Raw genomic sequence first — 13,132 nt, forward strand, 5'->3', positions numbered from 1 at the left:
CGTACAGCGAAGTGCATGTGTTGCCGGCCGCGCACTTGGTGAAACTGCCGGACAGCATCAGTTTTGAGCTGGCGGCCAGCGTCATGCTCAAGGGCCTGACCGTGCAATACCTGCTACGCCAGACCTACCCGCTCAAAGGCGGCGAAACCATCCTGTTTCATGCCGCTGCCGGCGGCGTGGGCAGCATTGCCTGCCAATGGGCCAAGGCCCTGGGCGTCAAGCTGATTGGCACGGTGGGCTCTGCAGCCAAGGCTGAACGCGCCAAAGCGCTGGGGGCCTGGGCTACCATCGATTACAGCCATGAGGATGTTGTCGCGCGCGTACTCGAGTTGACCGAGGGTAAGAGATGTCCGGTGGTCTACGACTCCATCGGTAAAGACACCTGGGAAACCTCGCTCAATTGCACCGCCCCGCGCGGCTTGCTGGTGAGTTTCGGTAACTCGTCCGGGCCCGTCAGTGGCGTCAATCTGGGCGTGCTGGCGCAGAAAGGCTCGCTGTATGTCACCCGTCCAACCCTGGGCAGCTATGCAGACACGCCCGAGAACTTACAGGCAATGGCCGATGAGCTGTTCGCCATGCTCGCCAGCGGCCAGATCACGGTCGATATCAACCAGCGCTTTGCCTTAAAGGATGTCGCCCAGGCGCATATCGCTTTGTCGGGGCGGCAAACCAGCGGCTCGACGGTGTTACTGCCCTAAACCTAACTGGCGCGCAGCACCTTGCCGGTAGCCAGGTCGCGAATCACGCTGGGGTTCTTGCGCCCGCCAAGGGCGCCGTTGAGCACGGCGTCGAGTTGCTCAGGGAAGTACTGCTGAATACGCAGGCTATTGCGCGCTGGCGGCCGCCCCGCCGGGTTGGCCGAGGTGGATACCAGCGGCCCGGTCAGGGCGCACAACTCGCGCACCAGCGGATGGTCGCTAACGCGCAGGGCCACGGTTTCGTGTTCGCCGGTAATCCAAGCGGGCAGCAGATTCTGGTGCGGCACCAGCCAGGTGTTGGGGCCGGGCCAGGTGCTGGCCAGGCGATCGATCCACAGCTCTGGGAAGTCGTCGAACAGGAAGTCGAACTGTTCCATGCTGTCGGCCACCAGAATCAGGCCCTTTTCCACCGGGCGTTGCTTGAGGGCCAATAGGCGCTCGACCGCCACCGCATCCCACGGGTCGCAGCCCAGGCCCCATACCGCTTCGGTAGGGTAGGCAATCACGCCGCCATTGCGCACCACGCGCGCTACCTGTTTAACCCGCCAACTGCTGACCATCGCCACCTCGGTGTTTGTCGTACTGCCGGCAGTGTACCCAAGCGCCGCTTAACGGCCCACCCAGACGCCACCTTCATTGGCCACCCGCCCCTCAATTTCTAACTCGCTAAGCGCCGCTAGCACCTTGGGCAGAGCCCAGCCGCTGGCCACCGCCAGGGCTTCTGCCGTTTGCGGCGCGGCGAAGAGTAATTTCAGCAATGGATGTTTCACCGCGGCGGGTTTTCGCTCTGGCGCCGGCGCCACGTTCTGCCAGCCACGCAGGCCCTCAAGAATATGCTCGACGCATTCCACCAAGGCCGCGCCATCGCGAATCAATTGATGGCAGCCACGTGCACCGGGATGGTGGATGGAGCCTGGAATGGCATACACCTCACGCCCCTGTTCCAACGCCAAACGTGCGGTGATCAGCGAGCCACTGGACGGGCTCGCTTCCACCACCAGCACACCTAGCGACAGGCCGCTAATCAGCCGATTGCGCAACGGAAAGTTGGCCGGAATGGGCGGGCTATCCAGCGGCAACTCGGTGATTAGCGCGCCGCCCTGTCTGACGATGTCTGCGGCCAGAGTGCGGTGACGGGGAGGGTAGAGTTGTTCCAAGCCCGTACCTAATACGGCCAGCGTTTTACCGCCGACCGCCAGAGCGCCTTGATGGGCCGCGCCATCAATACCCAGGGCCATGCCACTGGTAATCACAAAGCCTCCGGCAGCCAGGCTCCGGGCGAAGGCGTGGGCGGTATCCATGCCGGGCTTGGAGGCCCGCCGGCTGCCAACGATGGCCAGTTGCGGTTGCTGCAACAGCTGTGGATCGCCGGCAACAAACAGCAGCGGTGGCGCGTCCGGCAGTTCGGCGAGTAGCGCCGGGTAGTTGGGGTCGTCCCACATCAGCAGGTGATGGTTGGGTTGCTGTAACTAGGCGAGGCTGGCGTTGACCCGTTGACGCACCTGCTCATCACGCCGAGCCTCGGCGCAAGCGGGCGGCAACCGCAGTGAGCGCCAAGCGGCTGCCGGTGCGCTAAGCGCCGATGAGGCATTGCCGAAGGCATCAATAAGAGTGCGAAAGCGTTTGGTGCCTAAATCGGGCAGGCAGTGCACACGTAGGCGTGCTTCAAGTTCTGCTGGAGAAGTGTTGGTCATGCGGATCAGTCCCTGATCAAAACAGCGTTATTGCGGAGTTTTTCCTACAAGACCCCATAAACAAAAACCCCCGCATTTGCGGGGGTTTTGTCGATTAGGGGTTTCTAACCTTGTCCATCGTTTCAAGCTGCCTGGTGGCCTGTAGCACCAAGCCGTAGCTGAGCTTGTCGTAGGTATGGAACACCATCAGCAAGCCCGCGCGCTCATCGGGGATTTTCACCGATTCGCCGGTTATGCGGTCACGTACGGTTTCGCCGGTTTTATATACCGCCAGTACGTTGCCCACGAGAAGACCGTCACGCTTGCCTTTGTTCAAGGTCACCACGTCGAACTGACCGATCTGCGACACGCCACGCGGCACGTCAAGGATCAAGCCACGGATTTCGCTGGCAGGTGCACTCGGCATAAAGGTGGAATTGACCGGACGCTCTTCGGTTGGGAACAGACGGTCGCCGTTACGCACTTCCTGAGTGGTACGCGACAGCGCAAGAGTTGCAACACCGTCTTCTTCGGCAATCACCTGGCCGGCGCCAATATCGTCAGCGTTAATGCCGAGGAATTCTTTGGTGTCCGGGTCGATGTACGTGCGGCCCTGACGGAAGATGCCGTAAACCGGGTGCTGCTCATCAAAGGTGCCACGTGCGTAGATACGGTCACCTGCGCCGCTGACCACACGTTCAGCCGTACCGGCCACTACATAGTTAGCGGTCAAGAAATCTTTTTCACTGTCAACGATGCGGTTGTTCAGCAAGAAGCTATTGATGGCCTCCAGCGGAATAGTCGGAATGGCCTGTGCCATCGGCGTGCTACGCACCTGCGGCGACAGCTTGATGGTGCCGCGCGACTCGCCGCGGTTAAGCGTCAGACGTGGCTGGCCGTCAACGTAGGTCAACGAGAGCTGATCGCCTGGGTAGATCAAATGGGGGTTTTCAACTTGTGGGTTGGCGTGCCAGATTTCTGGCCACTTCCACGGTTCGCTGAGGAACTTCCCGGAAATATCCCAGAGGGTGTCGCCCTTGACCACGGTGTAGCGGTCCGGGTGGCCTTCCTTGAGCTGCACTTCGGCCTGAGCCAAGCCAGTGGCGGCTAGGAGTAGCAGGGCGAGTAGTGATTTCCTCATGCGGTGAATCCCTTTATTATGTGTCTTCACGTAGAACGCCCAAGGGCTGCTCCGAAAGCCTCGGAAGCCGCGGCCTGAAGCCGTTTTTCAATGCTGCTCAGCATATTAGCAGCGGATTTTGACTTTATTCCACAAGTGCATCACACAACGCATATGGCAATCCTAAACATCCTCGAGTTTCCCGACCCGCGCCTGCGTACCATCGCCAAGCCAGTAGACGTGGTTGACGACGCTTTGCGTCAGTTGATCGACGATATGTTTGAGACGATGTACGACGCGCCGGGCATTGGCTTGGCCGCTACACAGGTCAACGTGCATAAGCGCGTAGTGGTGATGGACCTTAGCGAAGAGAAGAACGAGCCGCGGGTTTTCATCAATCCCGAGATCGAACCGCTCACCGAAGAAACCGAGCAGTATCAGGAAGGGTGCCTTTCTGTGCCGGGCTTTTACGAGAACGTCGACCGCCCGCAGAAGATCAGAATCAAGGCGCTAGACCGAGACGGTCAGCCCTTTGAACTGATCGCTGAAGAACTGCTCGCCATCTGCATTCAGCACGAGTGCGACCACCTTAACGGCAAGCTGTTTGTCGACTACCTGTCTACGCTCAAGCGCGACCGGATCAAGAAAAAGCTCGAAAAAGCGCACCGCCAGCAGGGCTAACCTGCCGATCAAAGGCTTGCTCCGGCAAGCCTTTTTCTTTTCAGCATTCAGCACTTCAAATGAGCCACACATGAGCCAAGCACTGCGCCTCGTCTTCGCCGGCACCCCGGAGTTCGCCGCCGAACACCTCAAAGCCCTGCTCGCCAGCGAGCACGAGATTGTGGCGGTCTACACCCAGCCAGATCGCCCGGCCGGGCGCGGGCAAAAGCTGATGCCCAGCCCGGTTAAACAGCTGGCTGTGGAACACAATATCCCTGTGCTGCAGCCACCGACGTTGCGCGACCCTGCCGCGCAAGCCGAGCTTGCCGCGCTGAACGCCGACCTGATGGTGGTGGTTGCCTACGGCCTGATCCTGCCGCAGGTCGTGCTCGATACCCCACGCCTGGGCTGCATCAACAGCCATGCCTCGCTACTACCGCGTTGGCGTGGCGCCGCGCCGATTCAGCGCGCCGTGCAAGCTGGTGACGCGGAAAGCGGCGTGACCGTTATGCAAATGGAGGCGGGGCTGGATACCGGGCCGATGCTGCTAAAAGTCCGCACCGCTATCAGTAGCGAAGACACCGGCGGCAGCCTGCACGACCGTCTTGCCGAGCTAGGCCCTCCCGCCGTTTTGCAGGCCATCGCCGAGCTGGCCGCAGGAACGCTCCTAGGCGAGGTGCAGAACAATGACCTGGCCACCTATGCGCACAAGCTCAATAAAGATGAAGCGCGTTTGGACTGGAGTCGTCCCGCTGTTGAGTTGGAGCGCCTGGTGCGGGCCTTTAATCCCTGGCCGATCTGCCACAGCACGCTCAATGGCGAACCGCTGAAAGTTCTTGCCGCGCACCCCGCCGAAGGCCACGGCCAACCCGGAGAAATCCTGCAAGCCAGCCGTGACGGTTTGACGGTTGCCTGTGGCGAAGGCGCGTTACGCCTGACCCGCCTGCAATTACCCGGCGGCAAAGCACTGAATTTCTCTGACCTGTTTAACAGCCGCCGCGAGCAATTCGCCGTGGGCACAGTGCTGGGGGCGGGGGCATGAATCCGCGTCTGGCAGCGGCCAATGCCTTGGCGGCGGTTCTCTCTGGCAAAGCCTCGCTTAACAGTTCGCTGCCCAAACAGCTGGATAAAGTTGAAGCACGCGACAAGGGCCTGACCCAAGACCTGGCCTTTGGCACCGCCCGTTGGCAGCCGCGCCTCAGCGCCCTGGCTGAACGCCTGCTGCAAAAGCCGTTCAAGGCCGCCGACCGCGATGTGGAAGCGCTGCTGATGGTGGGCCTGTATCAGTTGCTCTACACCCGTATTCCTGCCCATGCCGCCATTGGCGAAACCGTGGGCGCGGCAGAAAAGCTGAAAAAGCCGTGGGCGAAAGGCTTGCTCAATGCCGTACTACGCCGAGCTCAACGCGAAGCTGAAGCACTGCTGGTGGAAATCGACCACGACCCGATGGCCCGCACTGCTCACCCACGCTGGCTGCAAAAAGCCCTGAAAGCGTTCTGGCCAGAACAGTGGGAAGCCATCTGCGCCGCCAACAATGCGCATCCACCGCTGATCTTGCGGGTCAACCGCCGCTTGGGTAACCGCGACGACTACCTGGCCGAACTACAGCGCGTCGGCTTTGCCGCCAGCGCCTGCCAATTCAGCCGCGACGGCATCGTGCTAAGTGAGGCTTGCGACGTCACCACCTTGCCGGGCTTTGCCGAAGGCCGCGTCAGCGTGCAGGACGAAGCTGCGCAATTGGCTGCCGACCTGCTGGACCTGGCCCCCGGCCAACGGGTGCTAGACGCTTGCTGTGCCCCTGGCGGCAAAACCTGCCACCTGCTGGAAGCCGAACCAGCGTTGGCTGGCGTGGTGGCAATCGATCTGGAAGCCAAGCGCCTGGTACGGGTAAAAGAAAACCTCGCGCGCCTGGGTCTGAATGCTGAGTTGATCGCCGCCGACGCCAGGCAAACCGATGTCTGGTGGGACGGTAAGCCGTTTCAGCGCATTCTCCTCGACGCGCCATGCTCGGCCACTGGCGTCATCCGCCGTCACCCGGATATCAAACTGACCCGCCAGCCGGATGACATTCCCGCTCTCGCCACCCTGCAAGGCGAATTGCTCGATGCGCTGTGGCCGACCCTCGAAGTCGGCGGCGTATTGGTCTACGCCACCTGTTCCACGTTGCCCACAGAAAATACCGAAGTCGTGCACGCGTTCTTGGCCCGCACACCTGGCGCTCGCGAGTTGGATATCGCCGGGCAACTGGGCCAGCAGCCACCAGGTCTGAAGCAACCCCATGGCCGCCAATTACTGGCTCAGGAAGGCGGGCACGATGGGTTTTACTACGCCAAACTGATCAAAATCGCCGCCGCCCCCCGCGCTTGAGTAGAGCCCGTGCAGGCTGCTATTTTGCCCGGCCGCTCACAGCCGGGCCTCTGTTGGTCACGTAGGGATGTACACGGATGAAGATCATTATTCTCGGCGCCGGCCAAGTCGGCGGCACCCTCGCCGAACACCTGGCCAGCGAGCACAACGACATCACCGTGATCGACACTGACGGTGACCGGCTGCGTGATCTGGGTGACCGCCTGGATATCCGCACCATTCAAGGCAAGGGGTCGTTTCCCACGGTACTGCGCCAAGCCGGTGCCGACGATGCCGACATGCTGGTAGCGGTAACCAACAGCGACGAAGTGAATATGGTCGCCTGCCAGGTGGCGTACACCCTGTTCCATACCCCGACCAAGATTGCCCGTGTGCGCGAAGCGGCGTACCTGACCCGCTCCGGCCTGTTCGATAACGACGCCATTCCGGTGGATGTATTGATCAGCCCCGAGCAGGTGGTGACCAACTATATCAAGCGCCTGATCGAGCATCCGGGCGCCCTGCAGGTGATCGACTTCGCCGAGGGCAAAGCGCAGCTGGTGGCGGTAAAGGCCTATTACGGCGGGCCATTGGTGGGCCAGCAACTGCGTCAGTTGCGTGAGCATATGCCCAATGTCGACACCCGCGTGGCGGCGATTTTTCGCCGCGACCGGCCGATTCTTCCTCGTGGCGACACGGTGATCGAGGCTGATGACGAAGTCTTTTTCATCGCCGCCAAAGCCCACATTCGCGCCGTGATGAGCGAAATGCGCCGCCTGGAAGACAACAACAAACGCATCGTGATCGCCGGCGGCGGCCATATTGGCGAACGCCTGGCCGAGGCCATCGAAAGCCGCTACCAGGTAAAAATCATCGAGATGAATCCGGCGCGTTGCCGATATTTGTCTGAAACGTTGGACAGCACCATCGTGCTGCAGGGCAGCGCCTCAGACCGCGATTTGCTGGTGGAAGAGAACATCAGCGATGCCGATATCTTCTTGTCGCTAACCAACGATGACGAAGCCAACATCATGTCGTCGTTGTTAGCCAAGCGCTTGGGCGCGCGCAAGGTGATGACGCTGATTAACAACCCGGCCTATGTTGACCTGGTACAGGGTGGCGAGATTGATATCGCCATCAGTCCGCAGCTGGCCACGATCGGCACGTTGCTGGCCCACGTACGTCGCGGCGATATCGTCAGCGTGCATTCCCTGCGTCGCGGTGCGGCGGAAGCCATTGAGGCAATTGCCCATGGCGACGCGAAATCCAGCAAAGTGATAGGCCGCGCCATTGAAGACATTGCGCTGCCGCCCGGCACCACCATTGGCGCCCTGGTGCGCGACGAAGAGGTGCTGATCGCCCATGACGATACGGTGATCGAAGCCGGCGACCATGTGATCTTGTTTCTGGTGGATAAGAAGTACATCCGCGACGTTGAGCGCCTGTTCCAGGTCGGCCTGACCTTCTTCTAAAAAGGAGCACCGTGATGCTCGACTCACTGGAAAAAATTCTCGGCAAAGGCATTGATAACGCCTTGCTGCGCTTCGGTTTGGGCAAAGGCTATCTCGACCTTGATGACCACGCTAAAGCCGTCGAGCACCTGCAACGCTGTGTTGAGTTTGACCCTGCCTATTCAGCGGCGTGGAAATTATTGGGCAAGGCGCATCTGGCGCTGGGCAACTCCGCCGCTGCGCGAACCGCCTGGGAACAGGGCATCAGCGCCGCGCAAGGGAAGGGCGACAAGCAGGCGGAAAAGGAAATGAGCGTGTTTTTGCGTAGGTTGGGTTGAGCCAAAGGCGAAGCCCAACGATACGAAGAGATTGAATCCAGCAACGTTTCAAACGGTTAAGAGGAAAGCTCAGGCGTCCTGATCAGCAGCGGGGTTGGCGCGTCTTTCTGGGTATCGTTGGGCTTCGCTTTGCTCACCGAGCGCGGAACGACCCAACCTACGCATCCTGTTGAAAGACCAGGCCAACCCCGCTGGGTTCGAAGCGCACCACTTCCAGGCGCACGATGGGGGCTTCTATTGGCAGCCCTTGAACTTGACCCGTGAACACTTCGCCGATGCTTAACAGGCTGCGCGCATCGTCGATCACCACAAATACGCCACTTTCGGAAATATCGCGGGTAGTCACCATCAGTTGTCCGTGAACCGGATGATCAATGCGCAACTGAACCTTAAGGGGGCTGCGGCGGAACTCGCGCTTGTTATCCATGCTTATCCTGTCATGTCCGGGCGTCGGTGCTCAGACAGTAATAGCTATCGGGCGATGCATCAATACCACTTCTTCTCGCCTTCTGGCCGCTTCTTGAAGCGTTTCATGGTCCACATGTATTGGCTGGGGTAAGCGCGCACATAACGCTCAACCACTTGGCTCATCGCCGCCACGGCGTTATAGGTATCGGTGCTGTACATACCCTCGGGCGCTGCCTCGAGAATCACCTTATAGCCCGAGCCATCGTCCAGCCGCAGCGCATGCAGAAACACACCAACGGCTTTGCCACCAGCAAGCATGCCCGGAACAAATTTACTGGTCAGCGCCTGGGTGCCACAGAAGGGTACGAACAGGCCCGCTGACAGACTGGGCTCCGGGTCAGCCGGAATGCCCACCGAACCACCGCGGCGCACTTCTTTGATCACGCTAAGAATGCCTTCTTTGGTCGACGGTGCCACACGGTTACCCAGTTGTACGCGTTGTTGACGCAGCAGATCGTCAACAGCTTTGAGTTTTGGCGGACGGTAAAAAATGATGGGTTTGCACTGGTTGCAGTAGAAGTGATTAAGCACTTCCCAATTGCCCAAGTGGCTGGTGATACCGACGACGCCTTTACCGGACGCCAGCGCCGCTTGCAGCACTTCCAGGCCTTCCACTTGGCGCACCAGCTTTAGCGATTTCTCCGCCGGCCAGACCCAGGCGCAGGCGCTTTCGGTGAGGGTTTTACCGATATCCATCAGGCTTTTTTTCAGCAGGCGGTCGTGGGCGTCGGCGTCCAGCTCCGGGAAGCATTTGCTCAGGTTGATGCTGGCCACGGTGCGTGAGCGGGTCGGCAAGCGCCACATCAACCAGCCAATCAAACCGCCCAGCCCTTGCACCGCACGCCACGGCAATAGCGCGAACAGACGCAAAAAGCCGACGATCAACGCACCTTTGAACTTCTCCACCGCTCATTCCCCAAATTCAAACAGGGGCGCATTGTAACCAGCAACGCGTCGTAGGGTGATGCGCACCTAGCGATCCCACAAAGAACGTAACGGTGCGCCCAGCACGCCCTAGGGTTTTAGCCGCCAAGCTCGGCGTAGCGGCTGCAATCTTGGGTGTGGTCCATGACCATGCCGGTGGCCTGCATAAAGGCGTAGCAAATGGTCGGGCCAACAAAGGTGAAGCCGGCTTTCTTCAGGGCTTTGCTCATGGCTTCGGCCTCGACTGTGACCGCCGGAACAGCGCTACGGCCCGAAAAGTGATTGACCTTGGGCACGCCGCCTACAAACGACCAGAGAAACTCCACAGGCTCGGTCAGACGCAACCAAGCCTGGGCGTTTTTGCGCGCGGCTTGGAGTTTAAGGCGGTTGCGGATAATGCCGGGGTCTTGCATCAGCGTTTCAATTTCTTCATCGCTGAGCACGGCCAAGCGCTGGGCATCAAAGCCAAACAGCACCTGGCGATAGCGCTCACGCTTCTTTAATACGGTGATCCACGACAGCCCGGCCTGAAAGCCTTCGAGTAACAGCATTTCGAACAGGTGCTGCGGGTCTCGCTGCGGCACACCCCATTCCTGATCGTGGTAGGTGATATACAGCGGGTCATCGTTGCACCAAGAGCAGCGTGGCATAGGGCTCCTAGGGGAGGGCGAGGGTGGTTTGCGGGGCGAATCGGGTATACTCCCGCCCTTTCTGTCGCAGCCTCAGTACAGGTGAAATTAGTGAGCCAGCCTACGCCTGCCGTGCGCACCTTCCAAGACTTGATCCTCGCCCTCCAGCAGTACTGGGCCGAGCAAGGTTGTGTGGTGCTTCAGCCTTACGATATGGAAGTCGGCGCCGGCACCTTCCACACCGCCACGTTTCTGCGCGCCGTCGGCCCGGAAACCTGGAACGCCGCCTATGTGCAACCCAGCCGCCGTCCTGGTGATGGCCGCTACGGCGAAACCCCCAACCGCCTGCAGCACTACTACCAGTTCCAAGTGGTGCTCAAACCCAACCCGGACAACTTCCAAGAGCTGTATTTGGGCTCGTTGAAGCGCATTGGTCTGGACCCGTTGGTGCACGACATTCGCTTTGTTGAAGACAACTGGGAATCGCCGACCCTCGGCGCCTGGGGTCTGGGCTGGGAAATCTGGCTTAACGGAATGGAAGTCACCCAGTTCACCTACTTCCAGCAAGTAGGCGGCATTGAGTGCTACCCGGTAACCGGCGAGATCACCTACGGTCTCGAGCGCCTGGCCATGTACCTGCAGGGCGTGGATTCGGTGTATGACCTGGTGTGGACCGATGGCCCATTCGGCAAGGTCACCTATGGCGATGTGTTCCACCAGAACGAGGTGGAGCAGTCCACCTACAACTTCGAACACGCCAACGTCGACAAACTGTTTGAGCTGTTCGACTTCTATGAAAGCGAAGCCAACCGCTTGATCGAGCTGCAACTGCCGTTGCCGACCTACGAAATGGTGCTCAAGGCCTCGCACACCTTCAACCTGCTGGATGCTCGCCGTGCGATTTCGGTGACTGCCCGTCAGCAATACATCCTCCGCGTCCGGGCCCTGGCTCGGTCGGTAGCACAGAGCTACTTGCAGGCGCGTGCCCGTCTCGGCTTCCCGATGGCGGCGCCGGATCTGCGCGATGAAGTATTGGCCAAGCTGGAGGCAGCAGAATGAGTGCGCAAGATTTTCTGGTTGAACTGGGCACCGAAGAGCTGCCACCTAAAGCGCTGAAAACCCTCGGTGAGGCGTTTCTCGCCGGCATCGAAAAAGGCCTGAAAAGCGCTGGTCTGAGCTATAGCGGCAGCCGCGTTTATGCAGCGCCACGTCGCCTGGCGGTGATCATTGATCAACTCGCCGTGCAACAGCCCGATCGCAGCGTCAATCTCGACGGTCCGCCCGTGCAGGCGGCCTTTGACGCTGACGGCAATCCAACCCAAGCCGCTTTGGGTTTCGCCAAGAAATGCGGCGTGGATATTTCCGCCATCGACCGTAGTGGCGCCAAGCTGAAATATAGCCAGAGCATTCCCGGGCAACCGGCCGTGGGTTTGCTGGCCGGCATCGTTAGCGCCTCGCTAAACGATCTGCCAATTCCGAAGCGCATGCGCTGGGGCGCGCGCAAAGAAGAATTCGTTCGTCCAACCCAATGGCTGGTGATGCTGTTTGGCAACGACGTGGTGGACTGCGAAATTCTCGCGCAGAAAGCCGGCCGTGAGTCTCGTGGCCACCGTTTCCACCACCCCGATAGCGTGCGCATCAGCTCGCCGGCGAACTACCTGGAAGATCTGCGCAGCGCCTACGTGCTGGCCGACTTTGCCGAGCGCCGCAGCCTGATTAGCAAACGCGTCGACACCTTGGCCGCCGAGCAAAACGGTAGCGCCATTGTGCCGCCAGCGTTGCTTGACGAAGTAACCGCCCTGGTTGAATGGCCGGTACCGCTGGTGTGCTCGTTTGAAGAGCGTTTCCTCGCCGTGCCGCAGGAAGCCTTGATCACCACCATGCAGGACAACCAAAAGTACTTCTGCCTGCTGGATGCCAATGGCAAGTTGCTGCCGCGCTTTATCACCGTGGCCAACGTTGAAAGCAAAGATCCGGCGCAGATTATTTCCGGCAATGAGAAGGTGGTTCGCCCACGCCTGACCGACGCTGAGTTCTTCTTCAAGCAAGACAAAAAGCAAAAGCTCGAGAGCTTTAACGCGCGCTTGGCCAACGTAGTATTCCAGGCCCAATTGGGCTCGGTATTTAACAAAGCCGAACGTGTGTCGCTGCTTGCGGCATTTATCGCCGCACGCATCGGTGGCGATAGCCATCGCGCGGCCCGCGCCGGTCTGCTAAGCAAGTGTGACCTGGCCACCGAAATGGTCGGCGAGTTCCCGGAGATGCAAGGCATCGCTGGCTACTACTACGCGCTGAACGATGGCGAGCCGGAAGATGTCGCCCTGGCTCTGAATGAGCAATATATGCCGCGTGGTGCCGGTGCCGAACTGCCGACCACGCTAACCGGTTCGGCCGTAGCGATTGCTGACAAGCTGGATACCCTCGTCGGCATTTTCGGCATCGGCATGTTGCCTACCGGCAGCAAAGACCCCTACGCATTGCGCCGCGCCGCATTGGGCATCTTGCGCATTCTGATCGACAAAAACCTCGACCTCGACCTGGCCGCCACCATTACCTTCGCCATTGAGCAATTCGGCGCCCAGGTTAAAGCGGCCGGCCTGGCTGCGCAGGTGCAGGACTTTATCTTCGACCGCCTGCGTGCGCGTTATGAAGACGAAGGTGTGGAAGTGGCCGTGTATCAGGCCGTGCGTGCGGTGAACCCGGTGTCGCCGCTGGACTTCGACCAACGCGTACAAGCGGTGCAGGCCTTCCGCAAACTGCCGGAAGCCGAAGCACTGGCTGCGGCCAATAAGCGCGTTTCCAATCTGTTGAGCAAAGCCGAGGGC

General features: G+C 60.1%; 13 protein-coding genes and 1 pseudogene. 8 read left to right on the plus strand and 6 right to left on the minus strand.

The genetic code is table 11. From position 1 onward, the window contains the following. Window positions 1–698, plus strand: a 698-nt coding sequence (locus AAAB16_RS08720; protein ID WP_340662978.1) for a quinone oxidoreductase, incomplete at its 5' end; no start/stop codon positions are given. Between the two features lie 2 nt (window positions 699–700). Here AAAB16_RS08720 and AAAB16_RS08725 read toward each other — a convergent pair. From AAAB16_RS08725 to AAAB16_RS08735, 3 genes and pseudogenes are all read right to left on the minus strand, one after another. After that, complete coding sequence (locus tag AAAB16_RS08725) at window positions 701–1,258, minus strand: Sua5/YciO/YrdC/YwlC family protein (RefSeq protein WP_340662979.1); 558 nt, start codon at window positions 1,256–1,258, stop codon at window positions 701–703. A 48-nt stretch (window positions 1,259–1,306) separates the two neighbouring features. Further along, window positions 1,307–2,392, minus strand: a pseudogene (gene dprA, locus AAAB16_RS08730) (DNA-processing protein DprA). Between the two features lie 94 nt (window positions 2,393–2,486). Next, entirely contained in the window at window positions 2,487–3,512 is a 1,026-nt protein-coding gene (locus AAAB16_RS08735) for a LysM peptidoglycan-binding domain-containing protein (RefSeq protein ID WP_340662980.1), read from the minus strand. 153 nt (window positions 3,513–3,665) lie between these two features. On the opposite strand from AAAB16_RS08735, the gene def reads away from it, so the two are divergent. The 5 genes from def (at window position 3,666) to AAAB16_RS08760 (ending at window position 8,286) form a co-directional block, all read left to right on the plus strand. After that, the gene (gene def / locus AAAB16_RS08740; protein ID WP_340662981.1) at window positions 3,666–4,172 is read left to right on the plus strand and encodes a peptide deformylase; all 507 of its coding nucleotides are present in this window, start codon (window positions 3,666–3,668) and stop codon (window positions 4,170–4,172) included. 70 nt (window positions 4,173–4,242) lie between these two features. Next, a complete protein-coding gene (fmt, locus tag AAAB16_RS08745) occupies window positions 4,243–5,193 on the plus strand; it encodes a methionyl-tRNA formyltransferase (RefSeq protein WP_340662982.1) in 951 nt (316 codons plus the stop codon). Next, window positions 5,190–6,518: a 16S rRNA (cytosine(967)-C(5))-methyltransferase RsmB gene (rsmB, locus tag AAAB16_RS08750; protein WP_340662983.1), complete on the plus strand. Its 1,329-nt coding sequence runs from the start codon at window positions 5,190–5,192 to the stop codon at window positions 6,516–6,518. Before fmt ends, rsmB begins: the two co-directional genes overlap by 4 nt. Before the next feature lie 77 nt (window positions 6,519–6,595). Further along, a complete protein-coding gene (gene trkA / locus AAAB16_RS08755) occupies window positions 6,596–7,969 on the plus strand; it encodes a Trk system potassium transporter TrkA (RefSeq protein WP_340662984.1) in 1,374 nt (457 codons plus the stop codon). Between the two features lie 14 nt (window positions 7,970–7,983). Continuing rightward, on the plus strand, window positions 7,984–8,286 hold the full coding sequence (locus tag AAAB16_RS08760; RefSeq protein ID WP_340662985.1) for a bacterial transcriptional activator domain-containing protein: 303 nt from the start codon (window positions 7,984–7,986) through the stop codon (window positions 8,284–8,286). Window positions 8,287–8,443: 157 nt separating this feature from the next. On the opposite strand, the gene AAAB16_RS08765 is transcribed toward AAAB16_RS08760, so the two are convergent. The 3 genes from AAAB16_RS08765 to AAAB16_RS08775 form a co-directional block, all read right to left on the minus strand. Beyond that, a complete protein-coding gene (locus AAAB16_RS08765) occupies window positions 8,444–8,713 on the minus strand; it encodes a PilZ domain-containing protein (protein WP_340662986.1) in 270 nt (89 codons plus the stop codon). Window positions 8,714–8,772: 59 nt separating this feature from the next. Then, the gene (locus tag AAAB16_RS08770; RefSeq protein WP_340662987.1) at window positions 8,773–9,660 is read right to left on the minus strand and encodes a lysophospholipid acyltransferase; all 888 of its coding nucleotides are present in this window, start codon (window positions 9,658–9,660) and stop codon (window positions 8,773–8,775) included. A gap of 116 nt (window positions 9,661–9,776) precedes the next feature. Then, on the minus strand, window positions 9,777–10,328 hold the full coding sequence (locus AAAB16_RS08775; protein WP_340662988.1) for a DNA-3-methyladenine glycosylase I: 552 nt from the start codon (window positions 10,326–10,328) through the stop codon (window positions 9,777–9,779). Window positions 10,329–10,418: 90 nt separating this feature from the next. Here AAAB16_RS08775 and glyQ point away from each other — a divergent pair, with 90 nt between their 5' ends. Next, a complete protein-coding gene (gene glyQ / locus AAAB16_RS08780) occupies window positions 10,419–11,366 on the plus strand; it encodes a glycine--tRNA ligase subunit alpha (protein WP_340662989.1) in 948 nt (315 codons plus the stop codon). Beyond that, window positions 11,363–13,132 (plus strand): glycine--tRNA ligase subunit beta (gene glyS, locus AAAB16_RS08785; RefSeq protein WP_340662990.1); only part of this gene is annotated, 1,770 nt, incomplete at its 3' end. The genes glyQ and glyS, both read left to right, overlap by 4 nt.

Origin of the sequence: Pseudomonas sp. (assembly GCF_037994325.1) — a bacterium.
Classification (GTDB): domain Bacteria; phylum Pseudomonadota; class Gammaproteobacteria; order Pseudomonadales; family Pseudomonadaceae; genus Aquipseudomonas.